Origin of the sequence: Chlamydia sp. 04-14, from assembly GCF_036632095.1 — a bacterium.
In the GTDB taxonomy this organism is placed as follows: domain Bacteria; phylum Chlamydiota; class Chlamydiia; order Chlamydiales; family Chlamydiaceae; genus Chlamydia.
Genome location: NZ_JAPYKW010000001.1, coordinates 292,143 through 314,341, shown reverse-complemented (window position 1 = coordinate 314,341; position 22,199 = coordinate 292,143). Strand labels below are relative to the sequence as shown.

Below are 22,199 nucleotides of genomic sequence, written 5' to 3'. Positions count from 1 at the left end.
AGAAAATCTCTTTCTTCCAAGAAGAGAGGCGTCGACTAGTCTTAGTTGACGCTTTTGGTTTCTTTTTTTCTTATTTCTGAAAACTTTTTAACTGGCGAATTTCTTTGGTCCATAGATCTGGACCTCCGGGAGTCTCTAGATATTTAGGGATCATTCGAGTATGTTCGTTAGTCATAAGAAATTTGAAACTTTCGATACCTATATCTCCTTCCCCTAACGGTGCATGACGATCCTTATGTTGTCCTAAAGGAAACATAGAGTCATTAAGATGAAAAGCTCTTAAATATGATAGACCTATATTGTCATCAAAATTTTTGAGTACTTGCTTCCAAGACTCTGGAGAGGTAATATCGTAACCAGCAGCGAAGATATGACAAGTATCTATGCAAACTCCTACGGGAATTTTGTGCTTAAGTTTGTCTATTAGATAGCCAAGTTCTTCAAAATTACTACCGACAAGGGTCCCTTGACCTGCTGTAGTTTCCAAAAGGACGACAAGGGGAGGAGAATCTTCAAATAAGGGCTCCATCAAAGAAAAACTTGAAACAATTCTATCTAAGCAAGCTTCTTTAGAGTCATTGACAGCTGCCCCAGGATGGAAATTAACGAAGTTGATTCCTAAAGATCTGCAATCCTCGATTTCTTGCTGTATACAGACGCGGCTTTTTTCTAGGATTTCTGGATTAGGAGCTCCGGGATTAATTAAGTAGCCGGCATGGCTCATAATATAAGATAGAGAAGTCTCTTCAAGAGCTTTTTTAAAAGAATGTATTAGAGAATCAGTGAGAGGACGCCTACGCCACTGTCTCTGGTTAGCGGTAAACATTTGAATAGTAGAAGCCCCAATTTCTTGCCCTTCGTAAATGGCATTTTGAAGGCCTCCAGCGGCGGATGTATGAGCACCCAACAAAGGAACTTGGGGAGGCGGAAATACCTGCATTTTAATGCTCCAAAAATCTCTATCTGGTATGGATAAATCAAGTATTAAGGGAGTAAGACATTTTAATGAATAAAAAAGACGGCCAAGGATCAGTAGCCAGCTCACTTTTTAATTTATTGTCAGGAACCTTTTTTAGTCGCGTAACAGGAATGTTACGTGAAATTGTTATGGCAGCTTATTTCGGGGCCGATCCTTTAGTAGCAGCTTTTTGGTTAGCATTCAGAACAATTTTCTTTTTAAGGAAAATTCTTGGAGGACCTATTTTAGGGCTGGCGTTCATTCCTCATTTTGAATTTTTAAGAGCACAAGATACAAGTCGTGCTGCTTTTTTCTTTAAAAGCTTTTCAAGATTTTTTTGTCTTAATGCCTGCGTATTCACACTAGTTATCGAAATGGGGTTAGGAACATGGTTGTATTATGCTCACGGAAATACCGCTGATGCCTTACAGCTAACCATGATCCTCTTGCCATCAGGCATATTCCTTATGATGTATACGGTGAACTCAGCTTTGCTACATTGTGAGAAAAGATTTCTCAGTGTTGGTTTAGCTCCCGCCGTTGTTAATGTGCTTTGGATTCTTACGGTATTTCTCGCAAGACATAGTGATCCACGAAAACGTATTGTCGGATTATCAGTAATCCTTGTCATAGGGTTTATTTTAGAGTGGTTTGTTACCGTGCCTGGCGTGAGGAAATTTTTAAAAACAGCAACAACCCCGCCTAAAGAACGGGATAGTATAAAAGCTTTGATAGCTCCGCTATCATTAGGATTGCTCTCTATGGGAGTTTTCCAAATAAATCTTCTAACCGATATGTGTTTGGCCCGCTACATACATGAAGTTGGCCCGCTATATTTAATGTATTCCATACGGATACAACAACTGCCCGTACACCTGTTTGGTCTCGGAGTCTTTACCGTTCTTTTGCCCTCTATTTCTCGATGCGTTCAAGAAGATAATAACGAGGAAGGTTACGAACTTATGAAGTTCGCCTTGAATCTTACAGTTTCTGTAATGGTAATTATGACCATGGGATTGCTTCTCCTTGCTCTTCCCGGAGTTCGTGTGCTCTATGAGCATGGTTTATTCCCCACGAGTGCTGTACATGCTATCGTCCAGGTCCTACGTGGATATAGTGGAAGCATCATTCCCATGGCGCTTATTCCTTTGATTTCTGTGCTTTTTTATGCACGGCGTCACTACACTATACCTTTAGTTATCGGCATTATAGCTGCTATAGCTAATATGATACTCAATGTAGTTTTTGGTTGTTGGTTGATAAAACATGTTTCAGGATTAGCTTACGCAACTTCTCTTGTTTCCTGGGCACAACTATATTTTCTCTGGCAATATGCATCAAAAAAACATCCTGCATATTCTGGATTAATGTGGATTACATTTAAACGTTCTATAAAGGTTGTTGGGGTTGCGTGTTTAGCCTTCACAGTTACTCTAGGGGTTAATATTCTTACGCATACTACATATGTAATTTTCCTTAGTCCTATTACACCATTACCTTGGTCTTTATCATCTTTTGTAGCGCAAAGCGCTGCTTTTTTCTCTGAAAGCGTCATTTTCTTGGCTTTTTTGTTTGGTTTTGCAAAACTGCTTCGGGTAGAAGATCTTGTAAACTTAACATCTTTTCAATATTGGAAAGGACGCCGAAGCTCTTTGCATAATTCACCAGTTATGCAAGATAGTCAGAATTAGCGAGTTGTTTCCTCCTTTCTCATTTGCAACTGTTTGGTTAGGGTTGTCCAAATAACCATCCTTTTCGATCTTCTCATGTTGAATAATTAAATCGACGCTAAGGAAACTATGAAAAAATATATTTATCAATGGTTAGTGTGCATGACCCTATCGACAGTAGCGTCTCAAGGGTTTGCAGATACACCTTCTGGAATACAGAGAACAAGCGATTCTCAAACATTTATGAACTTAGATGATGTGAAGGCGTATTTAGATACTCGTGGTTTTGTAGAAACCAGAAAACGAGGTGGAGTGTTAAAATTAGCGGGTGATGTACGTGTTAAGTGGATCCATGCTAGAGAAGATATAAAGACGCCTCCTGCTCAGCCAGATAAATATAAACCATTACCAGTAAATCGCTACCGTAGCGAATTCAATCTTTATGTAGATTATAATGCTGATAGAACTTGGCTAACTTCAGAAATGAGTTGGGCAGCAATTGCTGGAGGAGAATCTTCAGCTGCCGGTATGGATATCGACAGAGCCTTCTTAGGATACCGTTTCTACGAAAATTCAGAATCTCGTACAGAACTCTTTGCAGAAATCGGCCGTTCTTCTTTAGGCAGTATTTTTGAATCAGAAGTTCAATTTAATAGTAATTTTGATGGTCTCCATCTTTATGCAACTCGTCGTCTCAGCGAACGTTTCCCCTATAATGTAATCATCCATGGTGGACCTTTCGTAGTAAATATGGCGAAAAAGCATTATGCATGGGTTGTTGAAGGTATTGTTAACAAACTACCAGGAAATTTCTCTATTAAATGTAGCGTTATTGATTGGAATTCCTTCTCTCCTTCAGAAGCTCCAGATCCTGCAAAAACAGCAACAGGTCCTGTTGTTGCTGATTTGAAGTATAAATATTGCGTATGGCAATGGTTAGTTGGTAAACACTCTCAATTACCTTGGTTCCACGGAAAGAAAAAGCCTTTGTATGTCTACGGTGCTTATTTGACAAACACCTTAGCAAAAGCAACCACAACAACCTTAAATGAAAAGCAAAATAGAGCTTGGTTCGTTGGAGGAACTTTAGGTAGATTACGAAAAGCTGGGGATTGGTCAGCAACAGTACGTTACGAGTATGTAGAAGCTTTGGCAATTCCTGAAATCGATGTTTCTGGTATCGGAAGAGGAAACCAGCTGAAGTACTGGTTCGCTCAAGCTATTGCTGGAAAGTATGATCCTAAAGAGGCTAATGGATTTACGAACTATAAAGGTGCTTCCTATCTTCTTATGTACGGAATCACAGATTCCCTATCTTTCAGAGCCTATGGAGCTTACTCCAAGCCTGCAGATAGCCGTTTAGGTAGCGACTTTACTTACAGGAAGTTCGATCTTGGGTTAATTTCTGCATTTTAATCTGATTTTAATAAAATCTTTAAAAATAGCTCACGTCTAATTAAAAGATGTGAGCTTTTTTTTTATGTTTTATAATGAAGAAAAGATTTTATTAGTTTTTTATTATTATGGTTAATCCTGTCGGCCCTATAGATGAATCAAAAAACATTGCTCCTGCAGACCTATCTACCTTAGGTATGGAGGCTAGCGCAGCAAATCGTAGCTCAGAAGCTGAAGCGATATCCGGAGCCGCGGGCAAGCCCGGACCGTCTCAGCCTTCTGTAGAAACTTTAGGACGACTGAGATCTTTAAGCTCAGCCAGGAGCGCTCTGTCTAACTTTTTTGATAAGATAGCTGCTTTCTTCTCAGGAAAAACAGTTCCTTCAAGTTTTGATGAGGCTAAGACACAAGCTGATAGTGCTAAAAATGCTTTGCAAAGCGCACAGACTTATGATCAGTTTAAGACTGCTCTACAACAGCTTCAAGATGCTATCAAGTATATGGAGAAATTAGCTACTACTGATGAACAGAAAGCAGTAGCTAATACTTGGAAAACTAATCTTGCTGCACAGCAATCTACTATCGATAAAATTAATCAGTTAGGCAGCATCCTCGATGAGAATAAAAAGCTTTTAGAAGCAATAAAGACTACCTCATCTATTGATCAGGTTACAGGTGCTGCTGGACAGATAGAAGTCAATAAAGCTGCTGCCGCGGCGCTTATTGAAGAGTTAAAGAAAGCAGGTGTTAACTATCCTGTGATAGATAATCTTGAGAGTAGTATTACAACTTCTGGAACAGAAGTTACTACATTAGCCTCTGCCTTAATGGAAGCCTATGCTGCGGGGAAAAATAGTGCTGCGGCTGTTGAGCAAGCCAATGCAAATAACAGTCCTGCAAATATAGAAGCCTCTAAGCAGACAATCGAAGAAGCAAAAAAGGCTATAGATGCTGCTCTTGCTTTAGCTCCAAACTCTCCTATAGCTAAAGCAGCTCAAAAAGAACAACAACAAGCGGCCAAAGACATTCTCAATGTTAAGCCTAGCGGTGGTAGCGATGTACCTATCGGAGGACCTGGAGCTCCTAGTAGCGTGGGGACTTCTCAAAATCGCGGAGCTACCTTAGGCGAAGTCCGTGTGTCGATGTTGCTTGCCGATGTTGATAACGAAACCGCAGCAATAATTATGCAAGGTTTCAGAAATATGATTGATAACTTCCACGCTCAAAACTCTGATTTTACAGCTCCGTTGGAAGAGGTTCTAAATCAAGTAGCAGACTTATCAACCCAGATCAACCCTGCGGATGCAGAGGCTACAGCACAGCTACAACAAATACAACAAGCTCTACAAGACGCGCTGCAAGGAACAGCGGGTCAAGACGGCATGATCAATGCCTTAGGAGCAATAACAACAGCAGCGTCGATTTCCACGGGAGCTCCAATTGCTTCCGCGAATCAAGGTGGATCAGCTGTAAAGCAGCTTTACAAAACAGGATCTACTGCCTCGAGTTCTAAATCTTATGCCGATTCTTTATCTGCGGGTTATGATGCATATCAATCTCTAAATGATGTTTACTCACGTAGTAGTGCGTCTAATCGTGAGGTTTTAGATCGTACATCTACACCAGCATTAACACAGACAGTTTCTAGAACAGAAACTCGACCTCGTGATAACGATAATGCTGCTCAACGTTTTGCAAGAATTATAGCTGGAAATAGCAATACTCTTGGTGATGTTTATGCATCGACAGGCGTGTTACAAACATTACTAAGCGAATTACAAAATAATCCCCAAGCGAATGAAGAAGAAATCAAACAGAAGCTGACATCTGCGATTACAAAAGCTCCGCAGTCAGGTTATCCTCATGTACAGATTTCTAACGATTCTACTCAGAAGTTTATCGCTAAACTTGAGGATGAATTTACTCGAGGATCGAAAAGACTTGCTGAGGCAAAAGAAGCTGCATTTGAGAGGCAGCCTTTGTTTATCCAGCAGGTGCTGGTGAACATAGCTTCACTATTCTCAGGATACCTACAGTAAAATTAAGAATTTTCTAGGAAGATTTGTTCCAAAAAAAGCTCGCTTTGTATTTTGTAAGGCGGGCTTTTTCTATGTTTCAATTTAGATGTGATTAGGGCTTATTTTGATATCTGAAATATCATGGAATTTAAGTGAAAGTTAGATGGAATAGAAAAAATGGAGAACCAACCGGTTCTCCATTTCAGTTAAGTTATCTAATTAGGGTAAATTTCACCTACTAGCTTGGAAAGGATCTGATTCAGCACTTGCATAGATGTTGATACTAATGTCCACTCTTGTTGTACGTTAGTCATCTGGTTTTGCAAGTTTAACTGCTGAGTTTGTCCTTGAGTAGTGTAGTCTTGCTGATCAGCTTGGATCTGAGTAAATAAGGGTCCTAAACCACCCGTAGGTGTTATATTAGGGAATCCATTGGAAATAAACCCCTCTAAAGAAGCTAAAGTAGGAATCCAATCTTTAGGACCAGTAATTTTAAATACGCTACTATTGTACTTATTATCTTTTGTTTGCTCTTCGATTTTCAGGTTGGATAGTAGTGCGTTTAGAAGGTTAAGCTGATTAAATGTAATTGTTAGAGAGTATTTATAGTTGGAAGTTGCGTTAAGCATCTCAGATTTTTGAGATGAGGAGATATTGGGTAATTTATCAATTTTACTTAGTAATGCCTCTACCAAACCTTGAGCTCGTCGGCAACGATCTGTATCACGAGTTATGTATTCTTTTTCTTTGGATAGGGCAAGGCAGGTCTCAAAATAATCCCCACAGAACAAATCTTTACCTTCTTTACTTTCGATAAGGTAGGAAGAGAGATTGTAATACACGGAAGTTGTAGAGAAGTGATTTGTAATTTTTAAAAGGTCATTAATTGCGTTTGCGGCAAGGTTGTTGAAGTTAATCTCTTCTATTAAAGGATTTAAAAAGGCAGATTGTTTAGGTAATTGCGAGTTTAAAATTAGATAAATAAATGCAGAGCCCAAACTCTCTGAATTTAACCAGCTTTCTACGGCTTTCTTACGGTCAGCTGTAAAACTAGCGTCCGCGGGATTATATTCCTTATATTTTTTATCTAGCTCCGCAATTTGTTGTTGGAGTTGTTTAATGTGGGCGTCAGCAGCTGTTTTGAAATCTCCTAGTACTTTGGTTGCTTGAGATGAGAAATTGCCATCAATGTTAGAGATTTTTAATATCTGTTGTACAAAATTATCAAAATTGGGGATTTGATAACCTTTTTCAGCTTTAACATAATTAGTTAAGTTACTGGATATTGATATGATTTCTGTCCCAACTTGTTCGAAGAATTTATAATTTTTGATAGCAAGTCCTTTCCCCGATAAAAAGGTTTGTACTTGATCTTGAGTTTGTACCGCAGTTTGTAGAGTATACTCTGAAATTTCTTGGAAGGCGTTCATTTTCGCAATGAATTTAGTTACAGAGGTGCCATTTCCTATAGTAAGTTCTAGATATTTAGGAACGTGTGTGTCGAAAATTGCTCTTTCTGAATCCGTGAGATTCCCTTGCATCTGGGATAGACTGGTCAGACCCGCGTTAGCTTCCATAGCGGCGGTTACTAAAACAGAGGTATAATCTTTTCCTGCTACAATATTTTTAGACTCATTTACCCAGGAAGTATAGGAACTGACACCTTGTTGAAATGCCGCTAATTGATTTTCTAGAGTCTGTTTTTCGTTTTCTATTGAAGAACGTACCGTAGTTAGATTCTGTACAGCAGCTTGATAGGCTCCTGTAATTCCTTCTCGGTATATAGCAGCATCACGCGGTTTTAGATACAAATCTAGGGAAGCTTTACTGGGTAGGTCTGTGGCTTCATAAATCTTTTTTAAATCTGCATCACTTAATGAATTTTGAGTCAGAAGATCGCTCAAAGCAAGCTGTGTTTTAATAATGTCTTCTTCTCCTCCTAATGCAGGAACTTTTTTTACAGCATCCGTAAGGCCGTTAAAAATAGCGCGAAGCATTATCATTCCGTTGACACTTTGTGCGTTATCTTTAGTAGGATCGGGGACTTGTGCTTCAATAGCTTTCATACTTTCCATCATTTTGAGAGTTTCCTCCCCGATAGATGATCGATAAGCCATGAATTGTTTTTTCACATGAGCATCGAAAAAATCTGATGCGAATTGATCAGCATATTCTTCGATAGTTTTCTTGATTTCCTTTTTTGAGGCTTCTGCAGATTCAAGCTTAGCTGACAGTTTGTCTTGACCTTTCTTGATTTCAGTAGCCTGCTCTTTTTTTATTTGCTCAAGGATATCTTGCTTACTTGGTTCATAGCAGTTATTGAATACAGTGGCTTGTTGAGCAGAGGTAAGCGAAGAATTACCAAGAAAGGGTTTAACTAATGTGATAGCGAGGGTGACAGAAGCTATCTGTGCCAGATTAACGTCCGGAGTTGAAGCCATAAAAGCTGCCAAACCATCAAGGATAAGAGGTACAAGATTTACAGCTGTTTCTCCTTGAATACTTGCGATAGTTTTAGAACTCCCCGGAGCAGGATTTGGATTACTGCTTGTATGACGTCTGGGTGCTACAGGAGGGGAAGGGAATATAGTGTTGTTTGGGTTCAGTAACATAGAAGCCTGGACATTACCAGCTTCTATAACCGACGCCAAACGTTTTAAAACATACAACCCAGAATTCAATGCTTCTATGTCTATAGCTGGCTGAGCTTTAGCGTCAAAATTAGAAAACTTATGGTTTAATTTAATATTAAATAAACCATCACCCGAAACTGTTTTAGGCCTGTTCTGTATATAAAAAGAAGACATAGAAATTATTTTTATAATTTTTATTTTATTTTCTTATTTTATGAACTTTTTTTCTATTCTGCTTTTTAATTAAAATTTTTTATTTTTCTTATAATGTTGCTAGTTTTGTTTTTAAGAAAAACTATTTATTTTTGATTAATTATAAAAATAGTTTTCATGTTAATTTTATTAAAAATAAAAGTTAACAACACTGTTCTCCGTATGGATATCATCAATAGTTATTCTGTTTCAGCAAATTATAAAAAATTGCCGATAGCACCTTGTTCAGAGTCGATACAAAAAAGACATCAGTTATTGGAGAGTATTTTTCATTATGAAAGAACTGAAGCTGAGCGTCATATTGTACAACGTCTCTTGTGTATTTTAGATCAACAATCTGATGAAAAATACCGACAGTTAATAGAGAAACTTCGTAAATCCGAAATAGAAGATCGGGTGGTGAGCAAGAAGAGCCATACTGTTGCTATTCATCGTAAACCCTTATCTGATTTACATTCGCCGATTGCAGTAGTGGCTACAACATCTGCTGTAGGAGTGAGTGGGAGTCCACGTACAGAAGACCCTTTCTACAATGGTACCAAACAACAGTGGGCAAATAACCTCCTGAAGCAGATCCAAACAGTTGTTAATGCAATTGTAACAGCAGGGAGTAGTTCTTCCTCGTCTACGGATTTAGAGGCTCTTAAAAAGATCCAAACAGAAGTAAATCGTTTAGTTGATGCTGGTGTAAACTTAACGAATAAGGATTTCGAGTCTTTATATGCTCTTCCTACACAGATTTTCACTACTGTTCAACGATCTACTATTTTTACAGGTGGTCAGAAAACAGATTTTATAAATCAGTTAGCAGAAAAATATGGCAACGCCACTCAATTGGCACAGATTTTTGCCGATGGCCGTGTTGAGGGACTGAAAGATGTTCTTGGTGTGGTTAAGACTAAGTTAACCGATGAAGAATTTACTATTTTCCTGGGTATTCAAGAAGAACTGAACCAATTACAATCTTCAGTGAAAACTTATGATCAAGAGAAATTTGATCGCATAGATGCAGTAGGAGATCAACTTGCGGATACTATTAGTATCTCTGCCTTATCAAGAAATGATAAAATCGATTTATGTGCTCAGATTTCTTATTTATATAAAGATCAAGTGGCTGCTGTAGAGTCTTTTAATACGGTTATTGAAGCAACAATTTTTGTGAACCGTCACCAAGAAGCTATTTTTGCTCAGGTATCCAGTTTAGTAGCCTCTCTAATGGGGGTATTTGCGCCTATTGACTTAGGAAAAGTAACTTCTGAGATTAGTAGTGCTGCGATTGCTGGAGCACTACAAGCTGTTAGAGCAATTAATTCTAGATTCAATGATCTAACAGCAGAACAACAAACATTAGTTAATAACGCTGTGAAGGCTATTTCAACCTTTAAAGGAGAGGAGTACATAGCTGCTGTCTGGGCTTATTTTGTTGCTTCGACTGTTCTTGCAGACAAACCAACAGCAAATCTTAGTGAGGTCGGGTCTGCAGTTGCTGAAGCTGCCAAGGAGATAGAAAACACAACATCATTTACGCTAGCTGCATCTATTAGATCCACTATGAACAAAATTCAAACGGCAAGTGGGACATTTATTCCCACTAATAATAATAGTGAAAGTTATACGATCTACTCACAAAGTACAGGCTCTAGTAAAGTAACTATTAATGCTAGTCTTTTAAATCGCGGTAGTGTGGGTTTTTTGCCGAATATAACTGGAGCAGCAAATAGAGAAGCCGAATCGACTGCTAGAGCATATTTTAAATTTAAAGGTTTAGCTGAAGTAGAAACAGCGAAATTGCAATCTAAGGTGGAAGAGACTCAGAGTCAGCATAAAGCTTTTCAAGATCTAAAAACTGAGCTTTATAAAGATCAGCTATTTGCTCAAGCTAATGAGTTGCAAACCATGGCCTTGCCCTCGGCTGTAGCTTCCGTATTAATCGATCGTTATATGCCTAAGGAAGTGGATTTTCTAAATGGCATCTATGCTCAACTTTATTATAGCAATTTAGGCTCATCGGTTGGCAATGCTATGATAGATGCTATTTCAGAATATGTTAATGCTGCTACCTATTTCAATTTCGCTAGTTATGTTGGCCAACAGCCTGCTGTGGGACAAGGGGGGAAGGATGAGTTTCCTGGTACAGCAGATAGTGCTCGAAATAAATTAGAGACAGAACGTCAAAAGGCTGCTGCGTATCTTAAAAGTACACAGAATGCAGAAAAAGTTTTAGAAGAACAAGTGGACAAAGTTACTAAGGATTCGAAAATCACTAATGAGCAACGGACTCGTATTATCGATTCCTTAAATAACTATAGAGATAATCTGAATGCTATATCGGGATCTCTGGTGCTTTTGCAAAACTATTTAGCTCCTCTAGGCGTGGATAATGGTTCTATTAATGGGACTTTTAAGGTCACTGGAGGTGCGGAACAGTGGCAAGCACGATTAGAGATCTTAGAGGATGCCTTAGTATCGGGATTATCGGGTAATGCCATCAATGGGGGTATGTTCCCATTGCAGGCAACTATACAATCTGATCAGCAATCTTTTGCTGATATGGGTCAAAACTATCAGTTAGAATTACAAATGCATCTAACATCTATGCAACAAGAATGGACGGTTGTTGCGACTTCTTTACAAGTATTAAACCAAATGTATTTGAGTTTGGCTAGAAGCTTGATGGGATAGCATCTTTCTTAAAATTATAAGATTTTTCTTATAATTTAGTGTAGCTGGCATGATTCTCGCTCCTTGTCTTCTTGTGAAAGCAAGAAAAGATAGGGAGGAGATCATGTCCACACCGCATATTCAACAAGAATTAGCACGTTTAGAATTCATTAATGATCAGCTGCGTACAGAACTAGAATATGTAAATACGTTGTTGTGTGATATAGGATTTCCTGAAGGATTAACTACTATCAAAGCGATAGCTAAAGAAGTTCTCACAGAAGATGATTTCTTAGATTAATAAGAGAAGGAATCTCCAAGATAGTGCTGTTTTACCATAGGATTGGCTATCATTTGTGAGGAAGATCCTTCGAAGAAAATCTTTCCATCAATGATGAGATAGCAACGATCAGCTATAGAAAGTAATTCCTTAGCGTTATGATCCGTAATGAGAATACCAATACCACGACTAGAGAGAATTTTAATTAGGTATTTGACGTTTTGAATAACCAGGGGATCAACGTTGGCAAAAGGCTCATCAAGTAGAAGAACGCTGGGGTTTAAAGCTAACACACAAGCGATTTCCAATCTCCGTCGTTCTCCTCCGGATAGTGTTCCTGCTTTTTTATTAATGCATGAGGCTAGCTGCAGATCATCGATTAGTGTGTCTAAAAGGTGGGATTGTTGTTTTCTAGCCTTGTAGATAATCTCCAAGATACAAATGAGATTTTCTTTTACTGTGAGATCTTTGAATACCGTAGGCTCTTGAGCTAAATAGCCAATGCCTAACCTTGCTCGGTGATCCATTGTTCTTTTAGTAACGTCAGTATTTTTAAAGATAATCTTTCCTGAGTCAGGACGGATTAATCCTACTGTAAGATAGAAAGCTGTTGTTTTTCCTGCACCGTTAGGGCCTAAAAGTCCAACAACCTCTCCTGCATTTACCTCAAAAGAGACATCGTTGGTGACAGGCTTTTTGTTATACTTTTTTACTAAGTTACAAACAGAAAGTATCGGCATAAAAACTCACTTTCTCAATAAAGATAGGGATAAGGTTTTCATGCCTCCCACAGCACGTTCTTCAGGAGCATCGGGATCAGGATGGATAGGATCTACATGAAAGCGACAATCATAAATATTTAAAGAGCAATCTTGATAGTTTAGCAAACCGCCATTGCCTTGAAATGTCATAAGCTTGTCTAAATCTTGAGTATGGATATGCCCTGAAAGCTTGGATAAAGCTTCCTTACATGCATAATTTGCATCAGAGAAATGAAGCTCCATACAGGATTTATCTACATGGCAGTTAAAAAACTGCCGTTCAGGAGAAGCAATTTGCTTATGTATTCCGAGTTTTTTAATTTTTAGAAAAGGGGGGGCCTTTTCAAAATGCTTGTTCATACAAGACACATCACAAATGCTATCTACTTTGATTATAGCAATAATTGTTGTGCAGGCAATACCGAATATCCCTAAGGAACACAACAAGCCGTAGAATAAGAATTTGGTCATACTGGGGCCATCTCAAATGAACGTACACAAGTATAGAGTTGATCCCATATTGGAAGAAGGGCTTCGAAGGTTTTTAAAGACAACATAGAAGCCGCATCGCTTTTCGCTATAGTTGGATTAGAATGTGTTTCTATGAATAAACCATGGGCTCCTGCAGCTAGAGCAGCTCGCGTTAATGTGGGGATAAACTCTGTTTGCCCGCCGCTATGGGTTTTTAATCCCCCAGGAAGTTGAACGGAATGCGTCCCATCAAAAACTACAGGAAAACCCATATCCGAAAGTACAGGAATAGAGCGCATGTCTGAAACAAGATTATTGTAGCCAAAAGAGCAGCCTCTTTCAGTTAAAATAATCTTATTGTTCCCAGTAGAGAGAACCTTATCTACAGGACCTTGCATATCCCAAGGGGAAAGAAACTGGCCTTTTTTAATATTGATGATAGCATTTGTCTGTGCAGCAGAGACGAGAAGGTCGGTTTGACGACATAAAAATGCAGGAATTTGAAGAATATCACAGACTTCTGCTGCTGCACGAGCTTCTTCAGGAGAATGTACATCTGTAAGAATTTGCACGCCGAAGGTTTCTTTAACTTTAGCTAGGATACTTAAACCCTCGCTTATTCCTGGACCTCGATAAGAATTTATAGAAGAACGGTTTGCCTTATCGTAACTACTTTTAAAGATCCAATGAATACGGTCAGCATAAGGAGTAACTAATTCTTGAATTTTTGAAGCTATTTCTAACGTAGTTTCTTCTTCCTCTATCACACAAGGACCGGCAATAAGGATCATCTTATCTGAGAACATCGCGCGCACTCTTTTTCTTCCGTTAAAAAGCCACTATAGAGGTTTATTTGAAACAAGTCCACCCACGATTTTACGGAGAGAGCGCTCTTCGAGGAACACAGGGAAGTTCGACTGGGGTCGAGTCTTAATTGACTTTTTTAGATTTAGATTTATACTAGAGCCTGAATTATCCCTGTGCCTGGGCTGATGGTGCTATGCCCTTAGCCGAGGTTTAATATTCCTCGATAGATCTGGACCGATAGCTCAGTGGATAGAGCATTCGCCTTCTAAGCGAATGGCCGCAGGTTCAAATCCTGCTCGGTCCGAACTCCTTTTTAGAAATCTGTAGGCTTAAAGAAGATTGTTTCTTTTATTTGCCTGCGGAAGCTCCGCAGGCTGAAACAGAATAGGTTGGAGAGAATGAAATATTCTGGAAAATGTATTTAGCGGGAGAAGATTCTAAAACTATTTATCTTCCATAATTTCTAAGCTAACTTTTACATTGTTTCTGCTAGCTACAGAGACAAGTAGGGTGCGAATAGCTTTAATTGTGCGCCCCTCTTTTCCGATAATTTTACCAATATCGGGCTTCGCAACTGTTAATTCGTAGATAATCGTGTGGGTGCCTTGAACTTCTTTGATGTGCACTTCCTCAGGGCGATCTACAAGGTTTTTGATAATATAAGCTAAAAAGTCTTTCATAAAGTAATCCTATAACTAAATTCGCGTTATCTGCGGGAGAACGGTAAAAAAATCGAACTCAGATTAATTTAATTTTAATTTGTCTGTTAAAATAATCAAACTTAATTAATGATCGATGTTTATTTTATAATTGATTCAAATAATTGTTTGTTGATAACAGTTTTACTATTATGAAATTCTTTTATTATCAAGATCTTCATATCTCGGGGCAGTTTTGTTGTTAGGTTTAGATGTTTACGTGTCTGCGGGTGGATAAAATCCAAGCTATAGGCGTGCAATTGTTGTTTGTCAAGACCATAACCGGCGTTTTTAGAGGGTGATCCATAGACAGGGTCGCCTAAGATTGGGGTATTTAGATACTTCATATGAACCCTAAGTTGGTGAGTCCGTCCTGTTTCTGGATGTAGGAGTACTAAACTTAATTTTTCATTATAAGCGAGTACCTCACAGTGAGTAACGGCTTCTTTCCCTATGGGAGAGACAGCCATTTCTTTGCGCTTACTGTGGTGTCTGGCCAGTTTTGTTTGGATTTTAGCAACGGTTGGTTTCCCTATACAAATAGCTAAATAGCTCTTTTTCAGCTGCTTAGTTGCAAATAGCTCGCTATAAATTTTCTTCGCTTGTCGGGTTTTCGCTGTCATTAATAACCCTGAGGTATCTTTATCTAATCGATGGATAATCCCGGGTCTCCAAGGTTCCTCAGGAAACTCTTGTTTAAGGCGTTCGCCTATTTCATGAAGCAAGGCATGAACAACTGTCCCTTTAGTATGTCCTGGAGCAGGATGAACCACCATATCTCTAGGTTTATTTATAACGAGAATCATCTCATCTTCGTATACCTTATTGAGAGGTATAGCTTCAGGAATCAGCTCTAAAAGTTCTTCTTTCTCTTCGATTACAATAGAAACAGAATCTCCCGAAACTAATTGTGTCGAGACTTTCGTTTGTATCTGCTCATTAACTGTAACGCGTTTATCTAAAATATGTTGTTGATAAAAAGCACGAGAATATTCTGAATTTTGAGAAACCAAGAATTTATCTAATCGATCGCGATTAGTTTCATTAACAATAAAAGTAAGAGAGTTATTTGATTTCATTGCAATGAGAGGCTTTTTTATTAAAACATTTTAAAATAAAGAACCTTATGGTTCTAGAGAAAAGCTATTGAAAATAGCTTTATTAATAAGTCCTTATAGAAGGGTTATTTAATCGATCCGGAGGAAGATAATTCTATTTTATGAATATTTTTTACGAAGATTTATCGTTTCACAGGAGTAGTTTTATTATCTTTAGAAACTATTTATATTTAAAAATTTAATTAGCGGATGCCGTTAATTCGATTTGTTTAAACTGCATACAAGCTAGAAAAGTAAGCGCGTCAATAGACGTACATAAGAATGTATGGGTAAGCAGGCTAGATACATGGTTTATCGATTTTTCCCACTCCTCGGCTGAGCAAGGGAAACGAGAGATCTCTTTAGCAAGATAGTAAGTATCATTGTAGGAGATGAGAGAAAGGTAGAGCTCTTGATTTAAAAACGGAGCCCAACGTTTTGCAGAATTTAAAAAACGGGAGGTATCTTCTTCATTGAGAGGTAGGGCTAGAAAATAGGTAATTCCCATACTACTCTTTATAAACAGAACGCATTTTCTTAGATGCTTTCTGAGCGCGATCCATCTCTTTATGAATATTGCCAAAAGAAGAAATAAGAATAGATTGGATAAATTTGTCGTACATCTCTTTTCCTTTTTCTTCTCCCATTTTTTGAATGAGAGCTAGTCTTAGCTGATCTAAGGTGCGTACAGGACCTTCAAATGTCATATTTGTTGGCGATAGATATTCGGGAGTATTAATCTCTTTTGCTGGTGAAGTTTCTTGAGTCTCAGCTTTTTTGATATTGATGTAACGTGGTTCCATAACCCTACAGACCTTGATGCCTAGCTTAATTATGTATTTTACTACGCAGAGAAGTTATTTTCTATAATCATAAAATAAAAAGTTTCAAAAAATAGAAAATTTTTTGTTTTTGATTATACTAAAGTTTGTTGTTTAAGAACTGATTTCTTTTGTTTAGAAAATGATAGAACTTCTGTTTTTCTTTTTCCAAGCTCGCCGTATTTTGCTAAAAGACCTTTGAGATATTTGATTGTGAATTTCTTCATATTGCTCAGATCTTTTTCTACAGCCGTTTGTTTTTTTTCTATTGCTGCAAGGTCTTTAGTATAGTTACTTTCATTAAAGCAGAGGATTTTCTTAATAGCTAATGAAGCAAGCTGTCCCGTGGCTTGCTTACTTGGAATCTCAGGTAAGCTAGAAAGGAAAGGTGCTAAAGAATTTAAAACAGCTTCGTGGAGATCTTCCTGAGAGACTTTATTCCCTAATTTAGAGAGGTTTTCTCTAACTATGTCATAGAGACGATGCTTAATGAAAATGTATTCTAAAGACTTGTAGTAATGTTCTTGAGAGAGTTCATCATGAAGTATTTGGAGCTCTTTTTGTAAATACCCTTCGAGAACTTCTGTATGGAGTCTTAGGATTTCAGAAACAGATGTTTCTACAGGTTTATTATTATAGATAGCTGTAGGTTTTGATGTAAGGACAACCTGGCATTCAGTGTGTTGAAATAGGGGCTCAAGGATATCTTTAGCATAAACTCCTTTGGGGAGTTTTATTTCTATATGAGGTTGGTCCGTTGAGAAATCTTGAATTGAATCAATTTTAATTACACCGCGTTTTGCAGCATTTTCTATAGAGCGAATTAATGTCTCTGTTGTTGTTGAAGGGCAAATTTCTTTTATGATTAGAGTTTTTTGATCCACGGTTTGAATAGAAGCACGAATCATTATAGAACCTAATCCATCTTGATATTCTGAGGCGTCCATAACGCCTCCCGAATAGAAATCAGGAAACAGATTAAATGAACGATTATTCAAAATGGCAATTTGTGCTTCTATAAGTTCGCAGAGATTATGTGGGAAGATTTTCGTTGTCATGCCTACAGCAATTCCCTCAACACCATGGAGTAAAAGCAGGGGAAGCTTTGCAGGAAGAATATCAGGCTCTTTTTCTCTTCCATCATAGGAATCATGAAAAGACATTAAATCTGTATTAAATAGAATCTCTTTAGCTAGAGGACTAAGGCGGGCTTCGATATAACGTGCAGCAGCGTGAGGATCTCCCGTTAGAGGATTTCCAAAATTTCCCTGCATATCGATCAGATAACCCTTATTTGCTAAAATGACAAGAGCTTCAACAATTGGAGCATCTCCGTGGGGATGTAATGCCATAGTGCGCCCAGCAATATTGGCAACCTTGTGCATTTTGCCATCGTCCATACGAAATAGAGTCCAAAGGAGACGTCGTTGTACGGGTTTAAGGCCGTCAAGAATATGGGGAATGGCTCTTTCTAAAATCACATAAGATGCATAGTGCATAAAATGCGTTTTAAAAAGATCTGAAACATCATGCATAAACTACAAGTTGGTAATAAGGTTATCCATAATAAACTGTTTTCGTTCTTTAGTGTTTTTCCCCATGTAAAATTGTAAAAGGGTATCTAAAGAGTCTAACGAACTAATTGTTACAGGAGTTAGGCGCATATCCGCGCCAATAAAAGTCTTAAATTCTTTAGGAGAAATTTCCCCTAAACCTTTAAATCTTGTTACTTCTAAATTAGCTTCCTTTTTTCCTAGTTTTTGTATTGCCTGTATTTTTTCCTGATCTGAATAGCAATATAGAGTTGTATCTTTGTAACGCACCTTAAATAGAGGTGTTTCTAAGATAAATAGATGATGGTTTTCAACAATCGGTAAGAAGGTTTTTAAGAAGAATGTAATGAGTAAATTGCGAATATGCATTCCGTCCACATCAGCATCGGTAGCGAGGATAATTTTATTATAACGCAAATGTTGCGTACTATTTTTCGTAATTCCTAATGCGGTGGCCAGATAAAATAGTTCATCATTTTTATACATTTTTTCTTCTTCCAAAGAAAAAACGTTCATAGGTTTTCCTCGAAGTGAAAACACAGCCTGTGTTAGTGGATTTCTTGAAGATAAAATAGAAGCCGAAGCAGACTCTCCTTCTGTTACGAAAATAGAGGAAGCCTCGCCATAAAGGGAACGTTCATTATAGTGAAACTTACAATCACGAAGTTTTGGAATTTTATAATGAAGCTTCTTTTGCTTGTCTTTAAGATCTTGCTTGATGAATTGAATATTTTTACGAGTTTTCTCATTCAGCTTAATCTTATCGAGAAGAAGGTCTGCATAAGGTTTATTTTTTTTGAGCTCTTGAATAATAGCACTTTTAACATCCTTAATTATTCCTGAGCGAATTTGCGTATTTCCAAGCTTATTTTTTGTTTGAGATTCAAAAATCGGTGAAGCAATTTTTATTGCAATGCATCCTACTAGACCATCACGGACATCATTACTTGTAAATGTCTTTCCAAAATACTCATTAATTCCCTTAACAATAGCCTCTTTGAAGGCTGTTAGATGTGTTCCGCCATCTATAGTTTCCTGACCATTAACGAAGGAGAAATAACGTTCATTATGTGCTTCTAAATGAGTAAATAGAAAGGATAATTCAGAATTTTGAAATGCTATAGGAGGATAGAGAGTTTCTTCAGGAATTTCTTCTTTAAATAGGTCTTGAAGGCCTTGTTGTGATACAAAAACTTCATTATTACAAATTATTTCAAGGCCGGGATGTAGATAGGTATAACGTCGAATTTTCTTTCTTAAGAACTCATCATTGAAAGAGAAATTGATAAAGATGGTTGGATCTGGAGAAAAGGTGATTTCTGTTCCATCAGGATCTTTTGTAGATCCCTGGCGAGAATCTTGTAAAATGCCTTTGCAAAATGTTGCGAGATGATATTTTTTTTTACGTATAGAGCGCACTGTAAATGTCTCTGAAAGGGCATTCACAGCTTTTAGCCCAACACCATTTAATCCTACAGAAAAATGGAAAACATCTTGAGTATACTTTGCTCCTGTGTTGATTTTAGAGATGCATTCGATCATTTTTCCTAAAGGAATTCCTCGACCATGATCACGCACAGTTATACTAGTGGAATCAGCACAAATGGAAATGGTTTTCCCATGTCCCATGATAAATTCATCAATCGCATTATCTACAACTTCTTTAAATAAAGTGTAGATCCCATCTTCAACTTGAGAACCGTCCCCTAATCTGCCTATATACATACCCGCACGTAGGCGGATGTGTTCTAAAGAGGCTAGAGAAACAACACTAGCTTCAGTATATGTTGCCATATTTTCTATTCTTCTTATTGCATTCTAGGGAAAAGACTTATATTAGAATTTTATTGCACAATGCTAGAGTAAACAATTTAACGATTAGCCATAGCAGTGCTATGAGTATTTCTCAATACCGGCTCTGTTTATTGTTAGACTCAAAGAGATCTAAGCTCCTCTCCTAGAAGATTTGCCAGATTACGACATTTCTTTTTCTCAATCAAGATAGACGTAATTCTTAGACTAATGTTCAAGATTTTGATATTTTATAATTCTTTTTCTAATTTCAGTTTTAAAATGGGCAATATTTTCATCTTAGATTTTATCTTATGAGATAGTATTTTCTCCGAGCTAGATTAGCAATGTGTAAATTAGAACATTGAAGAATTAAGGGAATCAATTAAGGATTATCTTACATTTAAGATGGTGGCGTGACTCCATCATATTTTTGTTTTTTATACAGAAAATACAGTTTGAGAATGGATAAATAGATAGCATCTAATTTTATCTTGGGCTATACACCTAGATTACTTTCGTTCTCAATTCTCTATTATTTTTCTTGTATTTAGAGAATAAACGGAAAAATTACTACAACGTGCTTATGGTCTTAGGAGTTGTTGGAATTAGCTATCGAGAGGCTGCTTTAAAGGAAAGAGAAGCAGTTATTAATATCTTAAAGGATTTTGAAGCTAATTCGTTATTTTCTCAACGTTTTTTCGGTGGTGACGGATCTTTCGTTTTACTACTTACATGTCATAGAGCTGAAATTTACTATTTTTCTAAAAGCAATAGTAATGTTCAATCAGAGTTGCTTTCGCGAATTTCTGCTTCGGGAGCACGTCCCTATTGTTATCAAGGATTAGCATGTTTCACCCATTTATTTACTGTTACTAGTGGTATGGATAGCTTGATTTCTGGCGAGACTGAAATTCAGGGGCAGGTGAAACGTGCTTATATTAGGGCAAAAACAGAACGAGAATTACCTTTTGCTCTACATTTTCTATTCCAGAAGGCTTTAAAAGAAGGAAAGGATTTTCGTTCTCAAGTTTCTTTGTCTTATCCTGTTGTAACAATAGAGTCTGTAGTTGAGGAAACTCTAGACTTGCATGGTAAATCAACAAAAGACAAACTTTTATTCATCGGTTACTCCGATATTAATCGGAAGATCGCAAACGGGTTGAGTGCGAAAGGTTACCGAAATCTAATTTTTTGCTCTCGAAAAAATATTTCCATGCCCTACGATACAGTGGCTCGTAGTCAACTTTCTTTTAGGGAACCCTATGATGTCATTTTCTTTGGATCTTCGGAATCAGCTAAAGATTTTTCCGGATTGTCTTTAGAAAGTTTGGCAAGCATTCCAAGCCGTGTGATCTTTGATTTTAATGTTCCTCGTACTTTTACTTTAATGGAACGTCCAAAAGATATCGTATGTTTGGATATGGATTTTATTAGCGAGCGTGTGCAGAAGAAACTTCAATTTAGTAAGCAATGTACAAATAAAGAAAAACCATTTTTAGCTCTAGCAGCAAGAAAACAATGGGAAGTTTATGAAAAAAAGTGCTCACATATATCTTCGAGCCAGGTTCGAGCTTCTCGTCCTAAGCTGTTGATTCTTTAGCCTCTAATTCATCTCTTGACATATACAGCTATCGAAAATACTCTAGGCTTTCATCGTTAACTGCGATGGATTTGTATGCAAGTGTGGTCTAGTACTGGCAGATTGTAGTTGATAACAAGTGCAATAAAAATCAGCCCGATTTTTCTTAGGTCTTTTGTTCTTTATAGTGAAAAAGATGAACAAGAAAACGAACATGATATTGTTTATAGAAACAAGAAATCGTTTTTATTTTTAAAGTTTGTATTGGCATAACTCGATTTAAAGGCTGAAAAAGCTAAGTCTAGAAAAGAGGTTGTCTAAATTTTCGATGAAGAAGAGACAGCCGTTCCTGTATAGGAAGAGCGTGCATGTTGGAGAAATTGATAAAAAATTTTGCCACGTATATTGGTATAACGTCAACCCTCGAATTCGATGCTGATGGAGCATATGTCTTGCCTATAAGTGATCTTGTCAAGATACGTGTACTACAAAATGCAGATAATGAAATTGTATTTAGTGCTTTCTTAGGGGAGTTGGCTCCTTCTGCGGATACGAATAAAGTATACTTACAAATGATGGTAGCGAACTTGTTTGGTAGAGAAACAGGAGGTAGCGCTTTAGGATTGGATTCCGAAGGCCATGTTGTCATGACACGTAGAATTCCCGAAGAAGTTTCATATGAAGATTTTGCTCGTTACATAGAGAGTTTTATGAATTTTTCTGAAACCTGGCTAGAAGATTTGGGACTAAATAAAGCACAACAAGGACAATAGGCAACAGGGGTAGAAAA

Annotated in this window: 18 protein-coding genes and 1 tRNA gene; 8 read left to right on the top strand and 11 right to left on the bottom strand. The window is 37.6% G+C overall.

Going from position 1 to position 22,199, the window contains the following annotated elements:
• Nucleotides 1-70 precede the first annotated feature (70 nt).
• Nucleotides 71-940 carry a deoxyribonuclease IV gene (locus O6937_RS01430; protein ID WP_332389909.1) on the bottom strand — a complete coding sequence of 290 codons (870 nt, stop codon included), beginning with the start codon at nt 938-940 and terminating at the stop codon, nt 71-73.
• A 65-nt stretch (nt 941-1,005) separates the two neighbouring features.
• Here O6937_RS01430 and O6937_RS01425 point away from each other — a divergent pair, with 65 nt between their 5' ends.
• The 3 genes from O6937_RS01425 to O6937_RS01415 all read left to right on the top strand — a co-directional run bounded on the left by O6937_RS01425 (nt 1,006) and on the right by O6937_RS01415 (nt 6,062).
• Nucleotides 1,006-2,649 (top strand): murein biosynthesis integral membrane protein MurJ, encoded by a 1,644-nt coding sequence (locus tag O6937_RS01425; RefSeq protein ID WP_332389908.1) that lies wholly within the window; start codon nt 1,006-1,008, stop codon nt 2,647-2,649.
• 108 nt (nt 2,650-2,757) lie between these two features.
• On the top strand, nt 2,758-4,044 hold the full coding sequence (locus O6937_RS01420) for a hypothetical protein (RefSeq protein WP_332389907.1): 1,287 nt from the start codon (nt 2,758-2,760) through the stop codon (nt 4,042-4,044).
• Between the two features lie 107 nt (nt 4,045-4,151).
• Nucleotides 4,152-6,062, top strand: a complete 1,911-nt coding sequence (locus tag O6937_RS01415; RefSeq protein WP_332389906.1) for a cell surface protein — start codon at nt 4,152-4,154, stop codon at nt 6,060-6,062.
• A 194-nt stretch (nt 6,063-6,256) separates the two neighbouring features.
• Here O6937_RS01415 and O6937_RS01410 read toward each other — a convergent pair whose 3' ends face one another.
• Nucleotides 6,257-8,848 carry a CT620/CT621 family type III secretion system effector gene (locus tag O6937_RS01410; RefSeq protein WP_332389905.1) on the bottom strand — a complete coding sequence of 864 codons (2,592 nt, stop codon included), beginning with the start codon at nt 8,846-8,848 and terminating at the stop codon, nt 6,257-6,259.
• A gap of 201 nt (nt 8,849-9,049) precedes the next feature.
• Between O6937_RS01410 and O6937_RS01405 the strand changes: the two genes are divergently transcribed.
• Both O6937_RS01405 and O6937_RS01400 read left to right on the top strand, forming a co-directional pair.
• Complete coding sequence (locus O6937_RS01405) at nt 9,050-11,569, top strand: CT620/CT621 family type III secretion system effector (protein ID WP_332390120.1); 2,520 nt, start codon at nt 9,050-9,052, stop codon at nt 11,567-11,569.
• Nucleotides 11,570-11,672: 103 nt separating this feature from the next.
• Nucleotides 11,673-11,849 (top strand): hypothetical protein, encoded by a 177-nt coding sequence (locus O6937_RS01400; protein ID WP_117274746.1) that lies wholly within the window; start codon nt 11,673-11,675, stop codon nt 11,847-11,849.
• Here the strand turns inward: O6937_RS01400 and lptB are convergent.
• From lptB to kdsA, 3 genes are read right to left on the bottom strand one after another with little or no spacing between them, the layout of a single operon-like run.
• On the bottom strand, nt 11,846-12,568 hold the full coding sequence (lptB, locus tag O6937_RS01395; protein WP_020350121.1) for an LPS export ABC transporter ATP-binding protein: 723 nt from the start codon (nt 12,566-12,568) through the stop codon (nt 11,846-11,848). The genes O6937_RS01400 and lptB overlap by 4 nt on opposite strands.
• Nucleotides 12,569-12,574: 6 nt before the next feature.
• Complete coding sequence (locus tag O6937_RS01390; protein WP_332389904.1) at nt 12,575-13,060, bottom strand: DUF1137 domain-containing protein; 486 nt, start codon at nt 13,058-13,060, stop codon at nt 12,575-12,577.
• Nucleotides 13,057-13,866 carry a 3-deoxy-8-phosphooctulonate synthase gene (kdsA, locus tag O6937_RS01385; protein WP_332389903.1) on the bottom strand — a complete coding sequence of 270 codons (810 nt, stop codon included), beginning with the start codon at nt 13,864-13,866 and terminating at the stop codon, nt 13,057-13,059. The genes O6937_RS01390 and kdsA overlap by 4 nt, the downstream gene beginning before the upstream one ends.
• A 232-nt stretch (nt 13,867-14,098) precedes the next feature.
• Between kdsA and O6937_RS01380 the strand changes: the two genes are divergently transcribed.
• Nucleotides 14,099-14,171, top strand: a tRNA-Arg gene (locus O6937_RS01380).
• Between the two features lie 139 nt (nt 14,172-14,310).
• Here O6937_RS01380 and O6937_RS01375 read toward each other — a convergent pair.
• The 6 genes from O6937_RS01375 to O6937_RS01350 form a co-directional block, all read right to left on the bottom strand.
• A complete protein-coding gene (locus O6937_RS01375) occupies nt 14,311-14,547 on the bottom strand; it encodes a KH domain-containing protein (RefSeq protein ID WP_011005996.1) in 237 nt (78 codons plus the stop codon).
• A 119-nt stretch (nt 14,548-14,666) separates the two neighbouring features.
• The gene (locus O6937_RS01370; RefSeq protein WP_332389902.1) at nt 14,667-15,644 is read right to left on the bottom strand and encodes an RluA family pseudouridine synthase; all 978 of its coding nucleotides are present in this window, start codon (nt 15,642-15,644) and stop codon (nt 14,667-14,669) included.
• 217 nt (nt 15,645-15,861) lie between these two features.
• Nucleotides 15,862-16,170: a hypothetical protein gene (locus tag O6937_RS01365; RefSeq protein WP_332389901.1), complete on the bottom strand. Its 309-nt coding sequence runs from the start codon at nt 16,168-16,170 to the stop codon at nt 15,862-15,864.
• Nucleotide 16,171: 1 nt separating this feature from the next.
• The gene (locus O6937_RS01360; RefSeq protein ID WP_332389900.1) at nt 16,172-16,465 is read right to left on the bottom strand and encodes a hypothetical protein; all 294 of its coding nucleotides are present in this window, start codon (nt 16,463-16,465) and stop codon (nt 16,172-16,174) included.
• A gap of 113 nt (nt 16,466-16,578) precedes the next feature.
• Nucleotides 16,579-18,018, bottom strand: coding sequence for a DNA gyrase subunit A (locus O6937_RS01355; protein ID WP_332389899.1), 1,440 nt, complete (start codon nt 18,016-18,018; stop codon nt 16,579-16,581).
• Between the two features lie 3 nt (nt 18,019-18,021).
• A complete protein-coding gene (locus O6937_RS01350) occupies nt 18,022-19,830 on the bottom strand; it encodes a DNA topoisomerase IV subunit B (protein WP_332389898.1) in 1,809 nt (602 codons plus the stop codon).
• 583 nt (nt 19,831-20,413) lie between these two features.
• Here O6937_RS01350 and O6937_RS01345 point away from each other — a divergent pair.
• Both O6937_RS01345 and O6937_RS01340 read left to right on the top strand, forming a co-directional pair.
• Nucleotides 20,414-21,430, top strand: coding sequence for a glutamyl-tRNA reductase (locus O6937_RS01345; RefSeq protein ID WP_332389897.1), 1,017 nt, complete (start codon nt 20,414-20,416; stop codon nt 21,428-21,430).
• A gap of 347 nt (nt 21,431-21,777) precedes the next feature.
• Nucleotides 21,778-22,182 (top strand): CesT family type III secretion system chaperone, encoded by a 405-nt coding sequence (locus O6937_RS01340; protein WP_213241955.1) that lies wholly within the window; start codon nt 21,778-21,780, stop codon nt 22,180-22,182.
• The last annotated feature ends 17 nt before the right edge of the window (nt 22,183-22,199 follow it).

Excerpts from the sequence above, each read along its gene's own strand:
- O6937_RS01430 (WP_332389909.1), bottom strand. The coding sequence starts at position 940 with ATGCAGGTATTTCCGCCTCCCCAAGTTCCTTTGTTGGGTGCTCATACA.
- O6937_RS01425 (WP_332389908.1), top strand. The coding sequence starts at position 1,006 with ATGAATAAAAAAGACGGCCAAGGATCAGTAGCCAGCTCACTTTTTAAT.
- O6937_RS01420 (WP_332389907.1), top strand. The coding sequence starts at position 2,758 with ATGAAAAAATATATTTATCAATGGTTAGTGTGCATGACCCTATCGACA.
- O6937_RS01415 (WP_332389906.1), top strand. The coding sequence starts at position 4,152 with ATGGTTAATCCTGTCGGCCCTATAGATGAATCAAAAAACATTGCTCCT.
- O6937_RS01410 (WP_332389905.1), bottom strand. The coding sequence starts at position 8,848 with ATGTCTTCTTTTTATATACAGAACAGGCCTAAAACAGTTTCGGGTGAT.
- O6937_RS01405 (WP_332390120.1), top strand. The coding sequence starts at position 9,050 with ATGGATATCATCAATAGTTATTCTGTTTCAGCAAATTATAAAAAATTG.
- O6937_RS01400 (WP_117274746.1), top strand. The coding sequence starts at position 11,673 with ATGTCCACACCGCATATTCAACAAGAATTAGCACGTTTAGAATTCATT.
- lptB (WP_020350121.1), bottom strand. The coding sequence starts at position 12,568 with ATGCCGATACTTTCTGTTTGTAACTTAGTAAAAAAGTATAACAAAAAG.
- O6937_RS01390 (WP_332389904.1), bottom strand. The coding sequence starts at position 13,060 with ATGACCAAATTCTTATTCTACGGCTTGTTGTGTTCCTTAGGGATATTC.
- kdsA (WP_332389903.1), bottom strand. The coding sequence starts at position 13,866 with ATGTTCTCAGATAAGATGATCCTTATTGCCGGTCCTTGTGTGATAGAG.
- O6937_RS01375 (WP_011005996.1), bottom strand. The coding sequence starts at position 14,547 with ATGAAAGACTTTTTAGCTTATATTATCAAAAACCTTGTAGATCGCCCT.
- O6937_RS01370 (WP_332389902.1), bottom strand. The coding sequence starts at position 15,644 with ATGAAATCAAATAACTCTCTTACTTTTATTGTTAATGAAACTAATCGC.
- O6937_RS01365 (WP_332389901.1), bottom strand. The coding sequence starts at position 16,170 with ATGGGAATTACCTATTTTCTAGCCCTACCTCTCAATGAAGAAGATACC.
- O6937_RS01360 (WP_332389900.1), bottom strand. The coding sequence starts at position 16,465 with ATGGAACCACGTTACATCAATATCAAAAAAGCTGAGACTCAAGAAACT.
- O6937_RS01355 (WP_332389899.1), bottom strand. The coding sequence starts at position 18,018 with ATGCATGATGTTTCAGATCTTTTTAAAACGCATTTTATGCACTATGCA.
- O6937_RS01350 (WP_332389898.1), bottom strand. The coding sequence starts at position 19,830 with ATGGCAACATATACTGAAGCTAGTGTTGTTTCTCTAGCCTCTTTAGAA.
- O6937_RS01345 (WP_332389897.1), top strand. The coding sequence starts at position 20,414 with ATGGTCTTAGGAGTTGTTGGAATTAGCTATCGAGAGGCTGCTTTAAAG.
- O6937_RS01340 (WP_213241955.1), top strand. The coding sequence starts at position 21,778 with ATGTTGGAGAAATTGATAAAAAATTTTGCCACGTATATTGGTATAACG.